The following is a 22,957-nucleotide window of genomic DNA, read 5'->3' on the forward strand; positions in this document are numbered from 1 at the left end:
TGGGTTACTAATCCAACGAAGCGAGCGAGATGCTTCACTCCGTTCTGCATGACGGTCTGATGAGTTTTCTAACCTTATATCAACTGACAAGCATCCATTTCCATCTCCCGCATCTTGTCAATAAACGCTTTCGGCTCGATCTGAAAGCGGCGTGAGAACATGTCGAATGCCAGTTGCTCATGCGGCTCGGCAAACTGAATTTCGAGGCGCTTTTTGCCGGGAGAGGCGTGAATGGCTTCTTCGAGGCGGTCAATCATAGGGCCGGTAACCGTGCGCAGATCTAAACGAACACGGACGCCGTTAGCCATCTTCTCTGTTACCTCGTTGAGCTGTTGCATGTTCATGATTTTTAACTCCCATTGATCTTCAGTGCCGTAGCGCAGCGTCATTTTGCCACGCACAAACATGGGCGGCACCTGATCGTTGGCATAGTTGCGGGGATTGATAATAGGCGCAAAACGCGTGTACTCGTCGCGGAACAGGGCTAGCTGTAAAGACGAATCATAGTCTTCCAGCGTAAAGGCGGCGAAGGACTGGCCGTTCTTGGTGGTGCGGAAAGCTACGTTGGTAATCAGTCCGGCTACGTTGACTTCACGGTTCTTATAAGCGTCGAGCTTCTCCAAAGAGCAGGTACAATAGGAGTCGATTTCGAGCTTGTAGTTGTCAAGCGGGTGGCCGGAAAGGTAGAAGCCAACCACTTCCTTTTCCCGACGAAGCTGCTCAGTATTGGTCCAGGGTTCCATATCCGCCACTTTGGGTAGCGGCGCAGCCACAGATCCAAAGGCACCAGCGCCAAACAAGCTATGTTGGGCTGATTCTTTGGCGGCTTGGTGCTGCTGGCCCATGCGCATAGCCTTCTCAATCAGGTTCTGATCGCCGGAAGGGGCTTCGATGAACTGGCGGCGGTGGTAGCGCTCAAATGAATCAAAGGCGCCGGCCTGGGCCAGACTCTCGAATGTTTTCTTGTTTACAGCCCGCAGATTTACGCGCTTCGCAAAGTCGAATACATCGTTGTAGGGACCATTTTTCTCACGCTCCTGCACAAGTTCTTCCACGGCAGCTTCGCCGGCGCCCTTCACAGCGGCTAGGCCAAAGCGGATTTTGCCCTCCTGGTTAACGTTGAACTTCATGATACTCTCGTTCACGTCAGGACCCAGCACTTGCACGCCTTGCTTGCGAGCTTCCTCAATGAAGAACGTCACCTTCTTGATGTCGCCCATGTTGTTCGTGAGTACCGCTGCCATATACTCAGCGGGGTAGTTGGCCTTGAGGTAGCCCGTCTGGTAGGCTACCACCGAGTAGGCGGCGGAGTGGGAGCGGTTGAAGCCGTAGGCCGCAAACTTCTCCATCACGTCGAAGACCTCGGAAGCTTTCTTCGCCGGAATGTTGTGCAGCTTTTTGCAGCCCTCCACAAACTTCTCGCGCTCCTGGGCCATCTTTTTCAGATCCTTCTTACCCATGGCCCGGCGCAGCAAGTCGGCACCACCGAGGGAATAGCCCCCCAGAATCTGTGCGGCCTGCATAATCTGCTCCTGGTACACCATGATGCCCTGCGAGTAGTTCAGGATGGGCTCCAATAGTTCGTGCGGGTACTCTACCTCCTCGCGGCCGTGCTTGCGGTTGATGAAGTTCGGGATAAACTGCATCGGGCCCGGCCGGTACAAGGCGTTCATGGCAATCAAATCCTCAATGTTGGTGGGCTTGAGGTCTTTGAGGTACATGCGCATGCCTTCCGACTCGAACTGGAAGGTGCCGATGGTGTCGCCACGCTGATAGAGCGCGTAGGTCTTCTCGTCGTCGAGCGGAATGTCATCGATGTCAATCTTGACGCCGTGATTTTTCTCAATCAGACGCATGGCGTCCTCAATGATGGTCAGGGTCTTGAGCCCCAAAAAGTCCATCTTGAGCATGCCCGCCGACTCAATCACCTTACCGTCGAACTGGGTAATGAGCAGCTCCGATTCCTTGGACGTGGATACCGGAATGTACTTGGTGATGTCGTCGGGGGCGATGATGATACCGGCGGCGTGGATACCGGTATTGCGCATGGAACCTTCGAGCTGCTCAGCCAGGCGTAAAATCTGGCCTTTCAAGTTACCTGGCGAGTCGTCACGCCGAATCATGTCCAGCTCCTGCACTTCGGCAAACGCCTTAGCCAGCGTGGTACCCACTTGCTCAGGCACCATCTTGGTCAGCTCATTGGTCTGGGGCAATGGTAGTTCTAAGGCTCGCGCCACGTCCTTAATTGACGATTTGGCGGCCATTGTACCGAAGGTGATAATCTGAGCTACCTGGTTGCGGCCGTATTTATCCACCACATAGTCAATGACCTTTTGGCGATTCACGTCGTCAAAGTCAATATCGATATCGGGCATGCTTACCCGCTCCGGGTTTAGGAAGCGCTCGAAGAGTAGCGAGTACTTGATAGGGTCAATGTTAGTGATACCCACGCAGTATGCCACCGCCGAGCCCGCCGCTGAACCCCTGCCCGGACCTACGGCTACGCCCATGCTTCGGCCTTTGTTGATAAAGTCCTGCACAATAAGGAAGTAGCCCGCAAAACCCATCGTGCTGATAACATTCAGCTCAAAGTTCAGACGCTCTTCTACCTCAGCCGTGCGCTCGGAGTAGCGCGCCTTCGGCCCCGAAAAGGCCCCCAGAAACGTGAGGTGGCGCAGGTAAGCGTCGGCGTTGGCGTGCTCGGGCGGAATGGGAAAGTTGGGCAGCAGAATGTCACGCTGGAGCTTGGGCGGCGTGATTTTGTCGACAATTTCGTTAGTGTTGTCCAGGGCTTCGGGCACATCGTGGAAGAGCGCCGCCATCTCGGCCTGGGTCTTAAAGTAGAACTGGTCGTTGGGAAAGCCGAAGCGGGAGCGGGGCCGCGGCATCTGCATTTCCTCGTCGATACGCTGGAGCTGCCGACGCACGGCATCATCGCGGCCGTGTTCGCTGCGGATGTTCTCCAGCGTGTTGTAGATGACCTTTTTGTCGCCGCTGACCAAGGTGAAATAGTTAGTCTGGAAGTCGCCGACGGGGATGCTATGCTCGTCGCCGGTATTCACGCAAAGCAGCAGGTCGTGGGCGGCAAAGTCGGTTTGGTCTACGTAGTGCGAGTCATTGGTGCAAATGACTTTTACGTTGTACTTCAGCGCCCAACGTAGTAACACTTGGTTAATATCTTCCTGGCTTTTGCCCGTGTTGTCGATGTTCTGGATGCCGTGGCGCTGTATTTCGATGTAATAGTCGTCGCCAAATACATCGAGCCACCACTTGAAAATGGCTTCGGCTTCGGTCTCGGTTTTCCACAGAATAGCCTGGGGGACCTCGGCACCAATGCAGCAGCTGGTGGCAATCAGGCCTTCGCTGTACTGTAGCAACAGCTCTCTATCAATGCGCGGCCACTTGGAATACAGGCCGTCGATATAGCTCATGGAGCAGAGCTTAGCCAGATTTTGGTAGCCGGCTTGGTCCTTGGCTAGTAGCAGTTGGTGGAAGCGCTGGTCTTTGCTTTCCTTGCTGAAAATCTTCTTGTGGCGGTCTTCTACTAGGTAAAACTCGCAGCCGACGATGGGCTTCACGTTGTATTTGCTGGCTTCGGCTACAAAGTTAAAGGCGCCGAACATGTTGCCGTGGTCGGTGAGGGCAACGGCGGGCATGCCGTCTTCCTGGGCCTTTTTCATGAGCTTGCCAATGCTGGCCTGGCCGTCGAGCAGGGAGTATTGGGTGTGGCAGTGAAGGTGGGAAAACGTAGGCATGGCAGGTATTTTAAGCGGACAAGAATCTAGTAAAGATACCCAGACTCCGTGGGAGTTGGAAGCCAAAATCGTCGGTTGCCTGATTTCCAGCTAGATAAAATGCCCCCCAGATCGTCGTGCAAGTGGCGGCAAGCACGTAGCTTGCAACCTAATTGTAGTTGAGTTGGTTTGCCTGGCAACTCAGGTGCTACCCAGAGGCGCAATTCCGCGTAAACTAGCGTTGGACATTCGCAAGAATCTATCTTAGATATGAAATCACTTCCCGCCGTCCTCACCGACCCGGTTTATCAAAAGCCTGCTGCCTACTCGTGGTTGGAAACGCAGTTGTTAAAGGTTTGCCAGGATGAGCGTGACTTGCCGTTTGCGCGGCTGCTATTCAATATTGCGCTCACGCTTATTCCGCTGGCCATTCTGCTGTATATCCCGGGCCTACCTAACTGGATTTGGTGGTCGGCAGCGGTGCTGTATCATTTTTTGAACAACGTCACCTTTAAGGGTCCTTTCGGCTTAATGCTACACTGCGTATGTCATCGGCCATTGTTCAAAAAGCAGCATGACTGGCTGAATATGTGCATTCCGTGGGTGATTGGGCCTTTCTTCGGTCAAACGCCAGAGACGTATTATACCCACCACATGGGTATGCACCACGCTGAGAACAACATGCCCGAGGATACTAGCTCCACCATGAGCTACCAGCGCGACTCGTTTTTTGGGTTTCTACAGTATTTAGGCGACTTCGTTACCGTTGGCATTTTCCGCCTGCTATCTTACTTCGACCGCAAAAAGAAGAAGAAGTTTTACTTCAAATCGATTCGGGGTGAGGTAGCTTTTTTCGCGTGGTGCATCGGCTTGAGCTTTGTGAACTTCCCGGCGACGTTTGCGGTGTTTATTCTGCCCTTCATCATCTCGCGCGTGGTGATGATGCTCGGCAACTGGACACAGCACGCCTTCGTGAACCCCATTGATCCGGCTAATGCCTACCATAACAGCGTAACGTGCCTGAACACCAAGTACAACCATAAGTGCTGGAACGACGGCTACCACACCAGCCACCACGTACGCCCCGCCCTGCACTGGACAGAACACCCCAACCATTTCCTGAAAACGCTGCCCAAATACGTGCAGAACGATGCCATCGTATTTGAAGGCATTCATTGGCTCCACCTCTTCGCCTGGCTCATGACCAAGCGCTATGATTTGATGGCCAAACACTTTGTGAACGTTGGCGACCGATATAAGAACGACGAAGAGATTATTGAAATGTTAAAATCACGGACCGTTCGCTTTTCCGAAGAAGCAACGTTGGCCTATAGCTAAGTAGAAAGTAAATTTTACCCCAACAAAAAAGGACGGCGCGGAGCCGTCCTTTTTTGTTGGGGTAAGATCTGCAACGACCTATTTCGCGGCACGAATTGTCAGGACCTCGCCCGGTCGCACGTTGAAATCAGGCTTGCCATTCCACTCCATAATTTGCTTAATCGTGACGCCATACTTGCGGGAAATGGCGTACATCGATTCGCCAGCGGCGACGGTGTGGCGTATGAGGCCCGCGGTAGCTGGTGCCGGCTTGACTGTTGTTGCTGGCTTGGCTGGGGTCGTCGTTGGTCGAGGTGCCGCTGGGCTGGGTGCAGCTGGCGTAGCTGGCTGTGGTGCGGGTGCAGCGGCTGTGGGCACCACGCGTAGAACTTGGCCTAGGTTGAGGGCCGCGGTGGGGGGCAAATTATTCCACGTTGCTAAGTCAGCGGGGCGCAAACCATAGCGCCTAGCTATGCTATACAGCGACTCGCTTTTTTGCACGATATGCTGTCCGCTACGGGGCACATCCAACACCTCAGTAGCCTCGGCAACGACTGGGCTTGCTGGGGCCGGACGGGGTGAAGGGGTAGTGGCGGCTGGAGCCGGTTTGGCGGGAGCTGATTTAGTCGGTGCTGGTTTAGAAGACGCAGGCAAATCGCGGAGCACTACCTGGCTAGGGTTTTTTACCACAGGCTCAGGAGTGGTAGCCGTGTCAGCCGTGGACGTGCGGGTGGTGTCTTGTACTTGGCTGGGGGGCAAATTCTGGCTGGACGTCTGAACTGTATCCGTAGCCGCGACTTTTACAGGTGTGGTTGGCTGAGGTTTTACTCGGCTCGTATCCGGCGTGGCAGTCGTGGGGGGCAAATCTGCTGCTTCCGTCGTCACTGGAGTTGCGGTAGGGGCCGGGGTATCAGCCGCAACCACTATACTATCTACCTGGGGCTGCTCTACAATCGACGCCTGCTCGACGGGTTCGGTTGGAGTAGATTCCACCGGTGCCTTCATTTTAGGTGTAAGGATGCGCCGTGGGCTGGCCGGCGCCGGCTGTGGCGTCGTTGTGGAAGCTGTAGCTGAGCTAGTTGCTGGGCGCTCGAAAGCGGCTAATGCGCGCTTGTCCTGGCTATCTACATACTCCACGGCCACTTCGCGCGGCCGCTTAAACTGAAGCCACAGCATCCGGCCGGGCCGCAACTCTTCGGTGCGGCGCATGCGGTTTTTAGCTAAAATAGCTTTTGTACGCATCCCGTATTTCTGCCCCACTGTCGTCACGGTTTCACCGGGCTGCGCTACGTGGTACTGCACCGATGACTTATCCCGCTTCTTCTGCACGAAATAGGGTTGGCCTACTACCACGTTGTCAAACGCATACAAATCATTGTATTGCATGAAGCGCCGCACCTTCAAATTGGCCCGTTGCGCCAAGCTTTCCTTCGTGTCGCCGGGCAAGGCCACAATGGCGCGCAGGCCGTTTATGCGCACGAAATCAGCGTTTTCGGGGTCTATTTCGGGCTGAGTTAGCAACTGGCCGGCGGTGGCAGAGCGCTGATTGGCGAGTAGGGCGGTGCGCTGCAACTTATCGGTGATAGGCACCAGCACCGTATAGGCTTTGCCGGCTGGTACGGCGCTGCCCCAGGAAAGCCAATGGTTATGGCGAGCCAGCTCGTCGGCATCGGTTTGGAGAGTTTGAGCTATAGAGGCGAGCTGCTGGCCGGGCTGCACCGGAAACTCCTGCAGCACCATAGGCGGCTTGGGGTTCTGCCCCACGGCGGGTTCGTAGGCTATTTTGTGCGCTAAGAAGGTAAGAATGTACGGGTGGGTCTTTTCGGAAATCTCCATTTCCGTCGCGTCCACATCGGTTGGCAAGGTGTAGGGCTTGGTGCCGGTCAGCCCCAGGTTGTAGCTTAGCAGTGTGTTTACCCAGTTGCGATACGTGGCATTATTGCGCTTTAAATAAGCGGCCGCGCCGCGGGAGGAAGCCACAATGTGCTTGCGCTCGTCCACGGTTCCATCTACTTGCACGCCTAGCTCCGTCGCCGACTCGCGTTTGAACTGCCAATACCCAACGGCATCATGAATAGATTGGGCTTCGCCTTTCAATCCGCTTTCCTGCAACGCCAAGTAGCGAAAATCCAGCGGAATGCCCTCGGCCTGAAAGGTGCGGTCAATCAGCGGAAAGTAGGCGTCGGCCAGGTCAACGCGGGCCTGAAAGGAGGGCTGATAGCGGCGTAAGGCATCCACTTTTTGCTGTACTGCCTGCCGGCCACCAGTTGTCAGGCGCAGACGCATGCCTCCAAAAGCAATCTCGGAAGGAACCGTTACGGTCTGGGCACTGACCAGCAAGGGCAGCATCCACAACAGAAACAGAGATATTCTTTTTTTCATCAGATACTAAATAACACAATCAGTAACGCTCGGCTACGCAGTTTATCTTACAAAGAAGGCAAATCTGCGGCGAAAATATGTCGTTGGCTTCCCTGAGCGACCCTGTAGAAGTAGGCTGGAAGGCACCAAAAAGCCCCCAGTAGCTAATGCCGGCTGGGGGCTTTTTCTTAGAGCCAAGACTGACTAGCGCGGTATGCCGTCGCCGCGGCGCTCCATCCGCTCACCCGCACCGCCCGTGTTGCTCATGGCGCTGCCGTTACGCAGGTTGTAGGTGAACATAATCATGAAGTAGCGTTGCAAAATATCCGTGCGGGTGTCCTCGATGTAGGCTTCCGTGACGTTGCGCTGAATGCTGCGATTTTGGCCCAGCAAATCGAAGGCGTAAAGACGAATCTCGCCGCGCTGCTTTTCGAATATCTTTTTGCCGATGCTGGCATTCCAAAGGGCGTACTGCTGGTTGAAGCCCGCTGCCAGGCCGCCATTGTAGCGGTGCGTAACGTCGGTTTGCAGGGTGAAGCCGTTGCCCACAATCCAGTTGAAGCGGAGCTGACTGTTCTGCGTGAAGTAGTTGGTGTTGAGCTGCGTACGGGCCGTGTTGCGGGCTCGGCTGAAGTTGGAGTTAGACGAAACCGTAAAGTCCAGCCGCTCGCTAATGTTGCTGCTTATTACCGCGCCCAAGCCCAGGGTAGGCGTCTGAGAATAGTTAATAACGTCGTTGATCAGGCCGGGCGTGCGGCTGTAGCCAGCCGTAGCGTTCAGGTTCAGGTTCGACTTGATAAAGCCCACCGGCAGCCCGTAGCTCAGCACGCCCCGAAAGTTGTATTGCTGCCCCAAGTTGATAGGCCGCGTTAATTGCCCCCCAGCGGGCAGGCGTACCACGCCGCCGTTTAGCTGTAGTTCTGTGTCTTCGGTGGCAATGAAAGTGCTGTTGGTGATATAGTTATCCGTAAAATTGCCGAGCAGCAACGCAAAGAAAGTAGTCGACTTCTCGGGCTTCGCAGCTGAGTAGCGGATGGTGGCCGAGTGCTGGGTTTGCTGCTCCAGCGCGGGGTTGCCGGTGGTGAGCTGCAAAGGATTGGCGTTGTTTACCACTTCCTGCAGTTGCCCAATGGATGGCGGAGGCGTGTTGGAGCGGTAGTTAAAGCGCAGATTCTTCTCCCGCGAGAAGTTGTAGCGCAGCATCGCGTTGGGCAGGAAATTATAAAAAGAGCGGTTTAGGCTGGTAGTCAGCGGAAATTCCTGGTCGCTGCGCAAGTCGGCTTTCTGGCCCGTGGCCCCCACCATGACCTGTAAGTCTTTCGTTTGGTGGCGGAAGCTGACGCCTACGCCCTGCGTGAGGTAAGTGTTGGTAAATACATTGCTCAGCGCCGGGTTCAGCTCGGCGTACTCACCAACGTCGTCCACAAAATCGAAGGTGCGCTTGTCTGAGTCATTAGGCGTGTAAGCCAGCGTGTAGTTGAATTGCAGCAGATCCTGCTTGGTCAGTGGCTCGGTGTACTCTAGGCGGGTGCCCAAGTTCCAGCCACTTTGCTCCAGAGTCGAAAACTGGTTCAGCGAATCGGTTTCGGAGAGGGTGAGCAGGTTGTTGTCGCCCTCCCGCTGATTGTAGTTGAGCGTCGCATTAACCGACATCGTGCGCCCCGGCTTGCCGAAGCGGTGACGATAGAGCAGATCATTGCTAGAGTTGATGCCCGTGAGGGCAGAACGGTAGTCGCTCAGCACGTTGCTGCTGCTTTCGCCGTCGGCGGCTGTGAAGCCATCGAGGTTGCCGGTGCCTTTATTCTGCTGAATAGACAGGCGCGGGCGGAAAAGGATCGAATTCGCCGAGTCTATTCGGTGCTCCAGGCGCAGATTAAAACGGTGGTTGATGTTGCGGCTGGATGCCAGCGAGTTTTCCGAATATGTTTGGTTAGCGGCTCCGTCGGAGAGGGCAAACTGGCGAAACAGGTTGGTGTTGGCCCGATTCTCCGATAGATTGAAGAAGTAGCTGCCTGTTACCTGCGTTTTCTTGTTCCACACATCGGAGTAGTTGAGGCCAATGGCGTGCGTGGTGGAGATGCCGCCGCTGGGGCTCACCAGAAAGTCGCCGGTGTTGTTCCCGCCACCACCGGGGCCACCTCCTCCTCCTGGGCGTCCGCCGCCCCCGCCGCCAGGCCGTCCACCGCCACTCCGGTTGCCACCGCCACCGGAGCTGCTGGCTACGCCTAGTAAGTCGTCGGTGGCAAAGTTCTGCTCGTTGATGTTGTTCGATTGGGCCACTACAGACAAGCGCCGGTCGCCCTCAAACGAGTTGTAGTTGCCACTCACGCGGTAGCGCTCCGGCCCGGCACCAGCCACAAAGCGCCCAAACTGCCCAGTCTTGAATTCCGGCTTGGTCACGATGTTGATGGTTTTCTCGGTGTTGCCGTCGTTGAAGCCCGAAAACTGCGACTGCTCGCTTTGTCGGTCCAGCACCTGAATTTTATCAATCATCTCGGCCGGAATGTTCTTCAGTACTGCGTCGGGGTCGTCGCCGAAGAAGGGCTTTCCATCGACCAATATCCGCTGCACATTCTCGCCCTGGGCCTGCACGCGCCCATCCTGCACGGTTACGCCCGGCATTTTGGTCACTAGATCCTGGGCGTTGGCATCGGGGTTGGTTTTGAAAGCGCGGGCATTGAACTCGGCCGTATCGCCCTTCTGCACAGCGGCAGCAGCGCGGCCAGTTATTTCCACTTCGCGCAGCTTAATTTGGCTGGAACCCAGCAAAATATTTCCCAGCACTACCGGTGCGCCGGCGACGGTGAAAGGTCGGCGCTGGGTTTGGTAGCTGACGAAGGAAATTGTGAGCAGGTACTGGCCCGGCACCACTTCTGTAAAGGAAAAATTGCCCCCCGGATCGGTGGCTACGCCTTGCTTGGCCGAATCGGGCAGGTGAATAAGCAGCACGTTGGCGCCCGGCAGTGCCGATTGGTCGGCGGCATCTAGCACACGGCCACTCACGGTTTGATTTTGGGCGAAAACAGTGGTTGCCGTAAAAGTCAGCCAGAAGCTGAGCAGCAGGCGTAGCGCCTTTCTCATAATCGGTAGATCAGGGGTAATGCGGGCGTAGACGTCCCAGGAGGACGAAGGTTTAATCAGAAATTAAAAAGACCTTCATTTTGCTCATATAGTAGAGGCGTAACTACTAGCTTCTTCAACAAAAAGCCCCCCATATGCTATCTGGGGGCTTTTTTATAAGGATTGAAACGGATTAAAAAAATCCGCTGACCTCAACACTTAGTTAACCGATGAAGCTTACCGTTGATGTTATAGTTTGCGCAAGAGCAGCAGGCCGTCGCGGAGGGGCAAGAACACATTTTCTACTCGTGTGTCGGTTTGCACTTTGTCGTTGAAGGCCCGTACCGCGTGCGTATCCTTATCAGCGGGCTTTACGGAGTAAGAGGGCAGGACTTTGTCGCCCCACAGCACGTTGTCGATCAGCAAAAAGCCCCCCGGCCGTACCTGGTCAATAATCAGCTCGAAATACACATCATTATTGATTTTGTCGGCGTCGATGAACACCAAATCCCAGGTTTCAGTGAGCGTAGGCAGCACGATGCGGGCATCGCCGATGTGTAGGTGAACCCGATTGGTAAGGTTGGCGGCGGCTACGTACCGGCGAATGCGAGTTTCAAGCTCCGGGTTGAACTCAATGGTGTGCAATTCACCTTCGGGCGCTAAGCCTTCGGCCAGACAAAGCGCCGAATAGCCCGTGAACGTGCCAATTTCGAGGATGCGCCGGGGCCGAACCATGTGGCTGATCATGCTTAGCAGCCGGCCCTGCAAGTGGCCCGATAGCATGCGAGGGGCCAATACCTGCACGTGCGTTTCGCGGTTGAGGCGGCGCAAGAGTTCGGATTCGGGCGTGGTGTGGGCTTCGGCGTACTGGTGGCGTTCGTCGTCGGGGGTCACAGTTGGAGCTGCTTTTGGGTGATTTCGTGGGCAATATCTCGCTTGAGGTCGCGAGCAGCGCGGGCTTCCTTCGAGGGCTCAAAATAGCGACGCATCAACGTTGAGGTAATTAGCAAGGCTAAGCTGATGGCGCTGATGCCCGTCACGATTAAGTAGGTAATCACGGCGCGCTCATACGTTTCATGGATAAGCATAAAGGCAAGCCAAAAAATAGCCATCAGCACCCCAGTAAGTGTCCAGAAGAGGCGCTGGATTTTGCTGGTGGCTTTTACCAAGCGTGGCTTGGCGGGGAGTTTCCAAACAAACCAGGCAATAGCCACCAGGCCAATTACGGAGGAAACGTATTGCAGCCATCGATAAAGCGTGAGTGGTCCTACGCGCAGGTTCAGGAAATCGATGCCTACTGTAACAGGGCTATTGTTGTGCGTAAAGGCATCCCAGAAGATGTGCGACAGGCTACCAATCAGTACGCCCAGGATAAGCCGCTTGCTCCACAGGTTTCGGAGGGGCCAGGGCTGCTCAGATAGCTGCCCTAGTCGTGCCCGCAAGAACGAAGGCAGGCTGCGAACCAGCGGACGCTTCACCACCAAATGAAACAAGCCAGCAACTAGTAAGCCCAGTGGCAAATCGAACCAGAATATGCCGACCCACGTGTGGCCGTAGGAACCATAAGGTCTTAAGCGTAGGAAATACTCGAAGTCGGGAGCCATGCTGCCTAGCACTAACCCCGTAACGGACAACCAGCGGCGGGTTTTGGCTAACAAAGGCAATACAAGCGCCGGATGCGAAAGAGTAAAGGGCATTCTGAAGCAATTAGTAACGAAAAGAAAGCACAAGCATATAGCGTACTTAAATATCCGCGGCTGAGTTGGGGGCGCCTTGGGTTAATGGCATTCTTTCTAGCTTAAAGCGCCAGATGCTGAAACCCGATTTGCCCGTTTCCTGCCAATACGCCGTGATGCGGTACAGGCCATCATACCGATAGAAAAAAAGCCCCCCGGCCTGCTGTATACGGCGCACCACACGCACGGGCAGACCGGTAGTACAGTTGCGCGCTAGCTCTAAGTTGGCGCCGGTCAGGGTTTGATCGGCTACTTGTTGGCCTGACGAGCTACTGCGCCCACCCTGGCCCGTGTAGAGGATGACGTGGCCCAAGTCCACGTCATCCTCATAGCCTTCGGCTAATACAATGGATTCGGCGCCTAAGCCGCTCCGCGCTCCGATACCAGCACGGGTGGGGCGGTGCACGCCGGAGGCGCTCAACTCCAGCCGATTCAGGAACTCGTAGCCTTCCTGAAAACCGGCAACGGCTCCAAACGTGGCAGGCTGCTTGGCCATCCTAGTGCGTTACTCGGGCACGTACTGCAGCACGCTCAGATTGTCTTCACGCAGTACGTCGTTGGCCAGTTCACTCAGCTCGGTGGCGGTGATGGCGCGAATACGGTCGAAAATCTCGGTGAGGGGTTCTACGCGGCCAATATCGAGGGTGCTTTTGCCGAGGAGCTGCATCAGGCCGCTATTGCTTTCCTCCGACATCGCCAGCTGGCCCATCAGCTGCTCTTTGGCAGTATGCAATTGCAAGGAGCCTAGCGGCTTTTCGCGTAGGGTTTTCAACTCTTTCTGCACCAGCGCCACAGTACGCTTCACCTGTTTTTTCTCCGTGCCGAAGTAAATGCCAAATAACCCTGTGTCGGTGTAAGGCGAATACGTGGCGTCGATGGTGTACACCAGACCATATTTTTCGCGCACCCCTAGATTCAGACGAGAGTTCATGCCAGGTCCGCCGAGAATGTTGGTTAGCATGAAAAACGGAATGCGGCGCGGATCTTCAATCGCATACGCCGGGCCTCCAATCAGGCAATGCGCCTGCGTGATAGGCTTGCGCTCCAATTGCTCTACCCGCTGATAAGAAGAAAAGGGCGTACGCGGCCGGGGACCCAAGCGGGCAGGCAGCGGCGCCAGGTATTTCTCGGCCAAGCGCTTCACTTCCGTAAACGGCAGATTGCTCACCGAGCTAAACACAAGCCGGTCGGTGCGGATATTATCGCTCAGGAACTGGCGAAAATCCTGCTGCTGAAAACCCGAAACGCTCTGGCGAGTACCCAGAATGTTGTGGCCCAAGGCATGATTGCCAAAAATAACGGCGTCGAAGTCGTCGATGATGGCGTCCTCGGGAGCGTCGTGGTACATGGCCATTTCCTCCAGAATCACGCCGCGCTCCTTCTCAATCTCGCGCTCCGGGAACACGGAGTGAAAGGTAAGATCGGTGAGCAGCTCGAAGGCGCGCTCGAAGTGCGTGCTGAGCAGCGAGGCGTAAAAGCAGATTTTCTCTTTCGTGGTGTACGCGTTCAATTCGCCCCCCACGGTTTCGAGGCGGTTGAGAATATGGAAGGAGCGACGCTTTTCGGTGCCTTTGAAGGCCATGTGCTCCCAAAAGTGAGCCAGGCCTAATTGGTGCAAATCCTCATCGCGCGAGCCAATGTCGAGCAGGAAGCCGCAATGCGCGATTTTGGTGTGCAGTACTTGTTTGTGCAGCACGCGGATGCCATTGGGCAACTCGTGCAAATCGTAATCGGCCATTTAATACGGGCTTGGAGTCTTGAAAACTGCGGAGGGCAACATGGCTAAACGTAGCCACAATTTTGCCCCCCAACTAGTAATAACCAGCTATGGGCTCGACTGGTTTCCTTCTATTTTCTGGATGGTGAGAAGGAGCGCAAAGGTACAAAAAAGCCCCCCGCAACGAAGTTCGTTTGCCTTAGTGCTGCGCCGCAGCCCACGCCTCGGCCTCGGTCAGTGCCTCAATGAGCTGCTGGGTTTGAATGCCGCGGGCGCAGTAGAAATGGCCTAGGGGGCATTTTTTGTAGCCATGCAAGCCGCAGGGCTGACAATCCAACTGTTCCTCGATCTGCACCACCCGCGAAAATGGGCTCAGGGGGCCGAAGCCAAAAAACGGCACTGTAGAGCAGAAGACGGCACATGTAGGTGCGCCCATCGCGGAGCACAAGTGCATAGGTGCCGAGTCGTTCACGTAATTAAGGACGGCTCCGCGCATCAGCGCCGCCGACGCCAGCAAGGGAAGCTGACCCGCCAGGTTCACGACGCCCGCCCGGCCGCTTTCCTGGCGCAGGCGCTCACACACGGCGCTGTCGGGGGCGCACCCAACAGGTACACACTATAATGAGGAGGTAATGCGCGAAGCAGTTTTAGCCATTGCTCCTCCGGAAACTGCTTCGTAAACCACACCGACGTGGGCGCAATGCAGATATAAGGCCCACGACTCACATAGGAAGCCACGATAGCCTCATCGGCGGGGTGGGGAAAAGGCGGGGAGGGGTAAGCGGGGCTTCCGACTCGGGGTAGAGCAGATGGAGGTTGCGCGTTACCTCATGAATTCCTTGGCCCATGAGGTGGGGCGTAACTTGGGTAAAAGCGAACGAAAGCGGATTTTTGTCGAAGCCGATGCGCTTGGGTGCACCCGAAAAAGCGGTAAGAAGACCCGTGGAGGCAAAGCGCTGCAACGTGATAACCCGCTCGTAGTCGCCAGCCCGGATGGTGCGCAGCAAGCGCCACAGGTCGCGGTATTTATGGTTTTTCTTGTCCCAGATCAGCACATCGCGCACATGTGGGTGCTGCTCTATCAGGGCCTCGTTGCCTTTACGGACCAAAAAATCGACGGGCGTATTCGGTTCCGTTTGGCGTAGGCGTTCCAGCAAGGCCGTGGCCAGAATAACATCGCCAATAAAAGCGGTTTGAATAAGTAGAATGGCGCGGCGCGGGTGCGACTTGGGCGGCATTAGAAACGGAAAGGAGCGAATATAGCGAGGGGCGAAAATACCCAAGCTACCATAGGATACAAGCTTATGGCAGACCCTCGAAGACCATATTTGTGATTTTAGGGCTATAACACCAAATAGCCTGCCTAAAGTGCAGTGCATGGCCGAGAAAGAGTGCCACCGCCGACCTGATGCACCAACCCATGTGAAGCCGGAAGAAAAAAGGATCGGATAAGGCGTGTTTTTCGCAAAAAGCCCCCGAAAACTTGGGGCGGCCCCCCGATCTTCTTCACATGACAAAAGGGGAAGTATGCGGCCTTGGGCTCATTCTCCTAACTTGCAACCGCGCCCCGGCGCCTACTATCTTCCTCCCAAACCTTGCCCGTCCTATGCGTTACGGTCCCCTTGATCCCCAGCTTTTTATTGAAAACCGCCGCAATTTTGTGCAGCAGCTGCTTCCGGCGTCGTTGGCCATTTTTCACGCCAACGACACTATGCCTACCAATGCGGACGGCACGATGGCGTTTCGACAGAATAATGACCTATTCTACCTCTCTGGCGTCGATCAGGAAGAGAGTATCCTGCTTCTGTTTCCGGATGCCAAGCTGCCCCAACACCGCGAAATCCTGTTTTTAAAGGAAACCAGCGAGCATATTCTCATTTGGGAAGGCTATAAGCTCACAAAGGACGAGGCCCGCGCCAACTCCGGTGTTCAGACCATTCTGTGGCTCGACAGCTTCCAGCAGGTGCTGCACGCCCTTATGAATGAGGCGGAAAATGTGTACCTCAATACCAATGAGCATATTCGGGCGGTGGTCGAAGTTGAAACCCGCGATGCGCGCTTTATTAAGGAGATAAAAGCGAAATATCCGCTCCATCAGTACCGCCGCGCGGCGCCGCTGTTGCACCATTTGCGGGCCATCAAGAGCCAGGAGGAAATCCGGCTGATGCGCGAGGCGGCCAATATTACAGAGAAGGCGTTTCGCCGTTTGCTGGGCTTTGTGAAGCCCGGCGTGTGGGAATACGAGATCGAGGCCGAGATCCTGCACGAGTTTGTGCGCAACCGCTCGCGCGGGCCGGCTTACGGTAGCATCATCGCCTCGGGTGCCAGCGCCTGCATTCTGCACTACGTGAGCAACGACCGTCAGTGCCAGGATGGCGACGTGCTACTGCTCGACTTTGGGGCCGAATATGGTAACTACGCCGCCGACCTTTCGCGCAGCATTCCCGTGAATGGAACGTTCACCAAGCGTCAGCGTGATGTGTACGAAGCCGTGCTATCCGTCATGAAGTTTGCCACCTCGCACCTGGTGGCCGGCAATAATATAGAGGACTACCACGCCGCCGTGGGCCGGCACATGGAGCAAGAGCTAATTAAGCTGGACTTGCTCAACGAGGCTGATGTTCGGAATCAAGACCCAGCCGCGCCGCTCTATAAAAAATACTTCATGCACGGCACCTCGCATTACTTGGGGCTTGATGTACATGACGTGGGGGGCAAATACCGCACGTTTGAGCCGGGCATGGTGTACACCTGCGAGCCAGGCATCTACATTCGGGAGGAAGGCCTGGGCATCCGGCTGGAGAATGATATTCTTATTACCCGCAGCCAGCCCGAGGACTTAATGGCATCCATTCCGCTGGAAATCGCCGACATCGAGCGCCTCATGCGCAAGTAAGAACTTAGTTGGCTGCATTGCGGCTCAACAGCATCAAAAAAGGGGCGCTCCACCTAGGAGCGCCCCTTTTTTGGTGCTGTTTCAACAGGTAAAATCAGTTTTTTTGAAAATTAAAAAAGATAAATATTCCTTTGCTGCCGCATAGGCAAGCCTGAAAATCAGGCGGAAACGCTGTTTCGGTGGAAATAAGTTCAGAAAAATGCCCCCCATTTGAGGTCCTGACAACAACCTTATTCGTAATGGAAAGTATAGGCAGTCAGTTAAGGCTCTTATTCAACCCCGAATAAGCTGCTAAAACCAAAGAAAATGTTTTCACCTAACCTGTATGCTATGAGACACCTTCTAGCAAAATCTGCGGTCTTGGGATTAGCGCTGCTAGCAGCGGCCCCGAGGGTCACGCTCAAAGCGCGGACCGCAAGACCGGCATTAGCCTTTACGGCAGCACTCTGCAATACCACGGCGACCTGGGCTCGGAGTGGTTCAAGTCCAACAAGATCGAAGGCGGGGGCGGCATCACCCTGTCCCGCTACCTCACCCCGGGTATCGACATCGGCTTGTCGGCCAACTACGGGGACATGAAGTTCTCCACCAAAGACCCGCTTCGTCTGCCCATCCGCCGCTTCGACGCGAATGTGACCACGATCGGAGTACCCATCAAGTTCAAGCTCAACAACGGCTGGGCCTTGAAAGAGGACGCTATCTTCGCTCCTTACCTGAGCCTAGCCCCAGGCTTGATGATCGCCTCTTCCGATAAGTTCGTGAACACGGGCGTAGGCGGCGAGACTCTGCTAGGCAACAAAGACCACTACGCCGGATATCTGCACGGCGCGGCTGGTATCGCCCTCAACTTCTCACCTTCCTTCGGCATCTTCGTGCAGACGGGCCAGATCTACGCCCTGACCAACACGATTGACAACGTGGATGAAGGCGACCTGAATGACCGCTACCTCCAGCACTCGGCCGGTATCACCTACAACTTTGGCAAGCCCAAGGATGAGGATATGGACGGTGTGCCAGACCGCAAAGACAAGTGCCCCGCCACTCCAGCCGGCGTAGCCGTGGATGAAGCTGGTTGCCCATTAGATGGTGACGGCGACGGTGTTCCAGATTACCAAGACAAGTGCCCCACTGAGAAAGGCTTGGCTAACCTCGAAGGTTGCCCAGACCGTGACAACGACGGTGTACGTGACTCTGAAGATGAGTGCCCAGACCAAGCTGGTACGGCTGCTCTCCGTGGCTGCCCTGACGCCGATGGCGACGGTGTAGCTGACAAGAACGACACTTGCCCTGATACCCCTGCCGGTACGCAAGTTGATGCTACAGGCTGCCCTGTAAACGTTGACCAAGACGGTGACGGTGTTCCAGACAACGTTGATAAGTGCCCAGGCACTCCTACCGGCGCTACTGTAGACTCTACTGGTTGCCGCGTGATTGACCCTGCTCTAATGGAGAAAGTACGTCCTGTACAGTTCGAAACCAACAGCACAGTGATTCGTCGCCAGTCGTATGGCACGCTTGACAACATGATCAAGATCCTGGATCAGTACCCCGAGTATAGCCTGCGCATCGCTGGTCACGCTGATAGCCGTGGTACCAACGAGTACAACCAAGCTCTGTCGGAGCGTCGTGCGGCTTCGGCCAAGCGTTACTTCACCGGCAAGAAAGTTGATCCGAACCGTGTTACTACGGTAGGCTTCGGCGAAGATCAGCCCGCTGCACCGAACACTTCGGCTGCTGGTATGGCTAAGAACCGCCGCGTAGAATTCACCTTCGAGTTCTACATCCCAAGCCAGCCTCAGCCATAATTGCTGATCGGCTTTAGCCCCAAAAAGCGGCGGACCCACTGGGTTCGCCGCTTTTTTTGTGCCTAGCTGCTCCTAAATGCAGCGCGCCATTATGAAAAAGCCCCCAGAAAGTTCTAGGGGCTTTTTCTAGTTGTAGAAATCTTGGCCATTTAGGTCTGGTTTCTTCTAGTATAATATCGGTATTGATTACAATGCCTGCTAAACAATACCCTACCCTAATGAATCCATAGAAGGTGGACTCCGGTTGGATGTACAGAAGTCTTCCAACTTCCAGCTTTTACAAAGTGTCTATCGTGGTAAGCTGGTATGCTTTAAATAATAGACTACTAGAGGTTTATTGGGTAATGCACCATCACCAATAAGGATCAGATGATATAGAAACTCGAATTGTCGCGTTTCTATACCGTTCATAGAAGGGTTATGCAACTGTTCGTAATAGTATAGATAATAAAAAAGCCCCCCAGACTAATTCTGGGGGCTTTTTTAGGTCTAAAAAGATATGATTTCTATTGGGTCAGCTCACCAACGGCGCCGGGCAGGAATTTTATAAGCTCATCAACTTGGGAGCGCGTAAAGTTGCCGGATACGGCTATTAAGGCAAACGATTCGGGAACCGCTTCCACGTTACCGGTAGCAACCAACTCTGGTACCCGGTCGCCTTGCTGGCGGATAGCGTAGCGCGTGATGGTAGTGCGGGCCGAATCGGCGGATACGGGAATGGAAGTGTATCGCTCGCTGGCCAGCAGGCCATCTACTTCCTTATTGAGACCAGCCGCTACCAGCCGCTGGGCCCGATCGGTGGTAGGCGTGAAAGTGAGCATGCGAATTTCGCGCACCGATGTTAGCGCCTGCGCCAGTTCATTATTGCCCCCCAGTTTGCCCAGACGGGCCAGCAACAGACGGGTAGTGAAGCCTGCCGACAGGGTAGTGGCTTTGAAGCCGGACCGGTTCTCGTATTTGCGAAAAAACTCCGCTACCGTGCGGGCTGGGGTTTCGGGGCCGCTTGTGCGGCAGCTCACGGTGAGGCCAAGGCCGAGTATGGCGACCAGCGAAAGCAAACGTAGTTTGGTATACATAGGGAGGAGCAAAGGTGGTTTGGCTCCCATACGTAGCTTGACGGTGGCCCGTTCAGGTGGCGCTGTTAATTGAAGGAAACAGTGTTGAGAAAAAATACGTCGCGCCCTCCACCCCGGGGAGTGCGCACATATTGGTAGCCAAAGGCTAAAAACCGGCTCCCATACCACGCTTGCATGCCCTCATAATTAGTGCTGCTTAGCTTCTCCTTTATCTCTGGGTTAACCGTCTGCAACGGCACCACTAGGTCATTGGGAGTGGGTAAGCTGCGGTCAATTATTTTGAAGTGGACATTTTCTTCTTCCAGATACGTCATCACAAGGCGTTGGCCATCGGGCATGGGCCGCAGCCGTACTGTTTCCTCCAACTCATACGATTCCACGTCTTTCAGCACGAAGGTATTGTCCCAGATTAGGTTGCCACGCCGATCGAAGCCGCACACAATAGCGTGGGTCGTATGATAGCCGTCGAACTGCCGGTAGCGGGTGCCTACCATGCCGGGGCCGTAACTATCGCTGCGGTAGCGTGGATAATACACCTCCGCTACCAGCACGTAGCCGTTTTGAAAAGGCAATAAGTCATGTACAAGCAGTCGGTAGCGCAGCGGCAACTCCCGGTTGGCGGCGCGGCGCTCCTGACTGCGTTGCCGAATACGGGCTGCTCTGGCGGGCTTTAGGTAATCAAAAAAGTGCTTCAGACGCGTAAAATCATAGAAGCGCAGAGATTGGCGAACGCCGGTCGGGGTAGTGCCGGCCGTGAGATCAGCCGAAAAAATGCCCTGCGAATAGCGCGGGTCGCGGAGGGTGTACGTGCCGGCCAGCATCCGGTCGGAGCTGTCGCCGAGGCTGACTTGGGCAGTGATCAGGCTACGCTCACTTTCGGTTTGGACAAATTCGGAGTTCAGCAATTCACCCTCCGAGGAAAGCTGTTTTAGCTGCAAGCGCGATTTAACCCCGTTCGACTGGCGCATAATTACTTCGGCGCGCTTGGTAGCGGAGTCGGTAAGGAAGGTGAGTTCCGTAGTAAGTGGCTCGTATACAGAAGGCAGCAATTGGTGTTTGCCAGTTTTCATATCCAGCTTCACCACCGTCATATGCTGATCCAGGAGTACCGTCACAAACAGATTGCCCGCCAATACTTTTTGATCCAGCACATCGCGCGTCACCTCCGTATCGAATTTAACAAGGCTTACATCACCGGTGCGACTATCGAGACCAGCCGCTAACAAGCGCTCCGGCGCGTAGCGCGACTGAAAAAGAGCGTACACGGCCGTGGCCTCAGCACGCATCAGCTTGAACTCGTACTCAATCGGAATATCGAGCTTCCGCGCGCCCAGATCCTTCAGCTGGTGGTCAAATTTGTGGAAGGTGTAGCTGGTGCGCGAGCCAATAAAAACGTCTTTCTCCACCAGCATCACCACGCTGCTGTCCTCGGGGATGGCCAGTACGTGCACATCCGTATCATACTGGGTAAAAGGTAACTCCAGGCGGGTAGGCTGACTAGGAACGAGGGAAGGCTCGGGCGCCTGGGCAAGCACTGGCTGACCCGCTATTGCTAGAGCCATAATTCCCAGCCACACGACTATTATATTTTTCATAGCTGACATACGCCCTATTCGCTGTGACGCTTAGTAAGATACGACGAAGACGGCATAAAGTCACGTGGTCCAGCTATTTGCCAGGGGGCTTTTTTGCGTGATTACGCTGGTAATAAAAAGCCCCCCAGCCCATGCACAAGAGGAAAGGCCAGCTCTATGGATGGTAGGCAGGCTTTTTTGCCGAAAATATGGTTCAGTGCTTAGCTGCCCAACTCCAGCACGACATCAAATTCCTCGCTGCGCAGCGGCATCACCGACAGGCGGGACTGGCGCAAAAGGCCAATCTGGCTCAGGCGCGCGTCGAGCTTAATGGCAGCCAACGACACGGGTTTAGGTAACGGCTGGTGCGGACGCAGCGCCACGGCTACCCAGCCGCTTTCGGGTGGGGCGGTAGCATCGGGGGCGGCGGGAGCAGCTACCTCGGCCATGCCGATTACGGTTTTGTCGGTTACGCTGTGGTAGAAAAGGACCAGGTCGCCGGGCTGCATCTGTTGCAGGTAGTTGCGCGCCTGAAAGTTGCGGACGCCAGTCCAGTCGGTGCGCCCGTCACGCACAAAGTCGGCCCAGGAATAGGCCGTAGGTTCGGATTTAACAAGCCAGTAATTCACTTTAAAAAATAAGTCAGCTGGAGATTCAGGAAATGCAACACGCAAAAAAGCCCGGCAAAAGACGCTCTAAATTTCTTTAGAATGGCTTTTGCCGGGCTTTTTTGCCCCCCAATAGTAGTCGGAAGGGGCTTAGCGCAGGCGCAATACAACTAGCTTGTCGTTCTCAACGCGCAGTACGCGCAACCGAAAGGGAGGTCGCAGCTCCGTATTTTCGAGCGTCATCGTCAGGATATCCTGGTTTTCCTGCATGGGTTCCCAGCGACCAATATGCGCCTCTGGGGCATCGGCCGGGCCAAAGGTGTAGAACGTAAACTGGCCATCCTTATCAAAGCGCAGCCCATCCAAATAAATAGGGCCGTAGCGGGGCACGCTGGGGGGCATTATATAGCCCTGGGGCCGGTAAATAACGGTATCACCGGGCCGGGCCTCATGCGAGTTATACCACGAGCGGCCGTAGAGCGGCCCCGTAGGTCCCTCTGGGTTTAGCTTCATCAGGTCGCCTACGTTTTCGGTGCAGGCCGCCAATACCAGTGCTACAAAAGCGGTTAGGAGCGTAAGAGTAGAAATGCGCATAATTGAATATAGAATAGAACAGTACTAGGAGGCGCAAGCTGAACGAAAGGTTGCAAGCCTATTGGGGCAAGCGACGAACTTTCAATAAATCTTTGTCCAGCGACACAATTTCGAGTCTGTAGCCGGGCTCTTCTTTATTATCGGGGGTAATGCGTAACACCGTCTCGCTTTCGGCCTTCCACTGGCCTTTATGCCCTTCGAGCCCATCAGTAGGAGCAATGTCGTACTGCGTAAAGAGGCCATTATGCTCGAAGCAGAACCCCGTGCGGCCGCGCGAGGGCCAAACGAATACGTATTAGGCCGATATACTTCCACATCTTCCGTGTCCTCCTCGTGGGCGTGCAGCCAAGTGCCTTCAAGCAAGCGCAACTGCGGCGACTTGCGTGGGTCGGGTTTGCACGTTACGGCCAGCAGCAACACACTCAGGCAGCAAAGCAGAGAAAACAGGCGCATGACAATGGCGTAAAAGTGGGAAATGG

Annotated in this window: 15 protein-coding genes and 1 pseudogene; 3 read left to right on the forward strand and 13 right to left on the reverse strand. The window is 55.1% G+C overall.

Features of this window, described 5'->3' with window-relative positions; translation table 11 throughout:
- Positions 1–74: 74 nt before the first annotated feature.
- Positions 75–3,755, reverse strand: coding sequence for a DNA polymerase III subunit alpha (dnaE, locus tag EPD59_RS04955; RefSeq protein ID WP_133271816.1), 3,681 nt, complete (start codon positions 3,753–3,755; stop codon positions 75–77).
- Between the two features lie 249 nt (positions 3,756–4,004).
- On the opposite strand from dnaE, the gene EPD59_RS04960 reads away from it, so the two are divergent.
- Positions 4,005–5,072, forward strand: coding sequence for a fatty acid desaturase family protein (locus EPD59_RS04960; RefSeq protein ID WP_133271817.1), 1,068 nt, complete (start codon positions 4,005–4,007; stop codon positions 5,070–5,072).
- A gap of 78 nt (positions 5,073–5,150) precedes the next feature.
- Here the strand turns inward: EPD59_RS04960 and EPD59_RS04965 are convergent, their stop codons facing one another.
- The 8 genes and pseudogenes from EPD59_RS04965 to EPD59_RS23495 form a co-directional block, all read right to left on the reverse strand.
- The gene (locus EPD59_RS04965) at positions 5,151–7,433 is read right to left on the reverse strand and encodes a lytic transglycosylase domain-containing protein (protein ID WP_133271818.1); all 2,283 of its coding nucleotides are present in this window, start codon (positions 7,431–7,433) and stop codon (positions 5,151–5,153) included.
- Between the two features lie 183 nt (positions 7,434–7,616).
- Positions 7,617–10,493, reverse strand: a complete 2,877-nt coding sequence (locus EPD59_RS04970; RefSeq protein WP_133271819.1) for a TonB-dependent receptor — start codon at positions 10,491–10,493, stop codon at positions 7,617–7,619.
- Positions 10,494–10,721: 228 nt separating this feature from the next.
- Positions 10,722–11,366: an O-methyltransferase gene (locus EPD59_RS04975; RefSeq protein WP_133271820.1), complete on the reverse strand. Its 645-nt coding sequence runs from the start codon at positions 11,364–11,366 to the stop codon at positions 10,722–10,724.
- Positions 11,363–12,169 carry a DUF4184 family protein gene (locus EPD59_RS04980; RefSeq protein ID WP_133271821.1) on the reverse strand — a complete coding sequence of 269 codons (807 nt, stop codon included), beginning with the start codon at positions 12,167–12,169 and terminating at the stop codon, positions 11,363–11,365. The genes EPD59_RS04975 and EPD59_RS04980 overlap by 4 nt, the downstream gene beginning before the upstream one ends.
- 46 nt (positions 12,170–12,215) lie before the next feature.
- Positions 12,216–12,704, reverse strand: a complete 489-nt coding sequence (locus EPD59_RS04985; RefSeq protein WP_133271822.1) for a YDG/SRA domain-containing protein — start codon at positions 12,702–12,704, stop codon at positions 12,216–12,218.
- Positions 12,705–12,713: 9 nt separating this feature from the next.
- Positions 12,714–13,946, reverse strand: coding sequence for a M16 family metallopeptidase (locus EPD59_RS04990; RefSeq protein ID WP_133271823.1), 1,233 nt, complete (start codon positions 13,944–13,946; stop codon positions 12,714–12,716).
- A gap of 178 nt (positions 13,947–14,124) precedes the next feature.
- Positions 14,125–14,663, reverse strand: a pseudogene (locus EPD59_RS23485) (glycosyltransferase family 9 protein).
- On the reverse strand, positions 14,648–15,208 hold the full coding sequence (locus EPD59_RS23495; protein ID WP_317128456.1) for a glycosyltransferase family 9 protein: 561 nt from the start codon (positions 15,206–15,208) through the stop codon (positions 14,648–14,650). The pseudogene EPD59_RS23485 and the gene EPD59_RS23495 overlap by 16 nt, the downstream one beginning before the upstream one ends.
- 323 nt (positions 15,209–15,531) lie before the next feature.
- On the opposite strand from EPD59_RS23495, the gene EPD59_RS05000 reads away from it, so the two are divergent.
- Complete coding sequence (locus tag EPD59_RS05000; protein ID WP_133271824.1) at positions 15,532–16,821, forward strand: aminopeptidase P N-terminal domain-containing protein; 1,290 nt, start codon at positions 15,532–15,534, stop codon at positions 16,819–16,821.
- 575 nt (positions 16,822–17,396) lie between these two features.
- Positions 17,397–18,626, forward strand: a complete 1,230-nt coding sequence (locus EPD59_RS23500; RefSeq protein WP_317128457.1) for an OmpA family protein — start codon at positions 17,397–17,399, stop codon at positions 18,624–18,626.
- A gap of 506 nt (positions 18,627–19,132) precedes the next feature.
- Here the strand turns inward: EPD59_RS23500 and EPD59_RS05010 are convergent.
- The 4 genes from EPD59_RS05010 to EPD59_RS05025 form a co-directional block, all read right to left on the reverse strand.
- Complete coding sequence (locus EPD59_RS05010) at positions 19,133–19,702, reverse strand: DUF4252 domain-containing protein (protein ID WP_165963478.1); 570 nt, start codon at positions 19,700–19,702, stop codon at positions 19,133–19,135.
- A gap of 65 nt (positions 19,703–19,767) precedes the next feature.
- Positions 19,768–21,297, reverse strand: coding sequence for a hypothetical protein (locus tag EPD59_RS05015; RefSeq protein WP_133271827.1), 1,530 nt, complete (start codon positions 21,295–21,297; stop codon positions 19,768–19,770).
- A gap of 200 nt (positions 21,298–21,497) precedes the next feature.
- Positions 21,498–21,905, reverse strand: coding sequence for an EVE domain-containing protein (locus tag EPD59_RS05020; RefSeq protein WP_133271828.1), 408 nt, complete (start codon positions 21,903–21,905; stop codon positions 21,498–21,500).
- Between the two features lie 129 nt (positions 21,906–22,034).
- Positions 22,035–22,478, reverse strand: coding sequence for a hypothetical protein (locus EPD59_RS05025; RefSeq protein ID WP_133271829.1), 444 nt, complete (start codon positions 22,476–22,478; stop codon positions 22,035–22,037).
- Between the last annotated feature and the right edge of the window lie 479 nt (positions 22,479–22,957).

The sequence above is a fragment of the Hymenobacter radiodurans genome, assembly GCF_004355185.1.
In the GTDB taxonomy this organism is placed as follows: Bacteria; Bacteroidota; Bacteroidia; order Cytophagales; family Hymenobacteraceae; genus Hymenobacter; species Hymenobacter radiodurans.

What these genes read in the sequence shown, in the direction of transcription:
- EPD59_RS05000 (WP_133271824.1), top strand. Translation starts at nt 15,532, where the DNA reads ATGCGTTACGGTCCCCTTGATCCCCAGCTTTTTATTGAAAACCGCCGC.
- EPD59_RS04980 (WP_133271821.1), bottom strand. Translation starts at nt 12,169, where the DNA reads ATGCCCTTTACTCTTTCGCATCCGGCGCTTGTATTGCCTTTGTTAGCC.
- EPD59_RS05015 (WP_133271827.1), bottom strand. Translation starts at nt 21,297, where the DNA reads ATGAAAAATATAATAGTCGTGTGGCTGGGAATTATGGCTCTAGCAATA.
- EPD59_RS04985 (WP_133271822.1), bottom strand. Translation starts at nt 12,704, where the DNA reads ATGGCCAAGCAGCCTGCCACGTTTGGAGCCGTTGCCGGTTTTCAGGAA.
- dnaE (WP_133271816.1), bottom strand. Translation starts at nt 3,755, where the DNA reads ATGCCTACGTTTTCCCACCTTCACTGCCACACCCAATACTCCCTGCTC.
- EPD59_RS05025 (WP_133271829.1), bottom strand. Translation starts at nt 22,478, where the DNA reads ATGCGCATTTCTACTCTTACGCTCCTAACCGCTTTTGTAGCACTGGTA.
- EPD59_RS04960 (WP_133271817.1), top strand. Translation starts at nt 4,005, where the DNA reads ATGAAATCACTTCCCGCCGTCCTCACCGACCCGGTTTATCAAAAGCCT.
- EPD59_RS23500 (WP_317128457.1), top strand. Translation starts at nt 17,397, where the DNA reads ATGAAGTTCTCCACCAAAGACCCGCTTCGTCTGCCCATCCGCCGCTTC.
- EPD59_RS05010 (WP_165963478.1), bottom strand. Translation starts at nt 19,702, where the DNA reads ATGTATACCAAACTACGTTTGCTTTCGCTGGTCGCCATACTCGGCCTT.
- EPD59_RS04990 (WP_133271823.1), bottom strand. Translation starts at nt 13,946, where the DNA reads ATGGCCGATTACGATTTGCACGAGTTGCCCAATGGCATCCGCGTGCTG.
- EPD59_RS04965 (WP_133271818.1), bottom strand. Translation starts at nt 7,433, where the DNA reads ATGAAAAAAAGAATATCTCTGTTTCTGTTGTGGATGCTGCCCTTGCTG.
- EPD59_RS04970 (WP_133271819.1), bottom strand. Translation starts at nt 10,493, where the DNA reads ATGAGAAAGGCGCTACGCCTGCTGCTCAGCTTCTGGCTGACTTTTACG.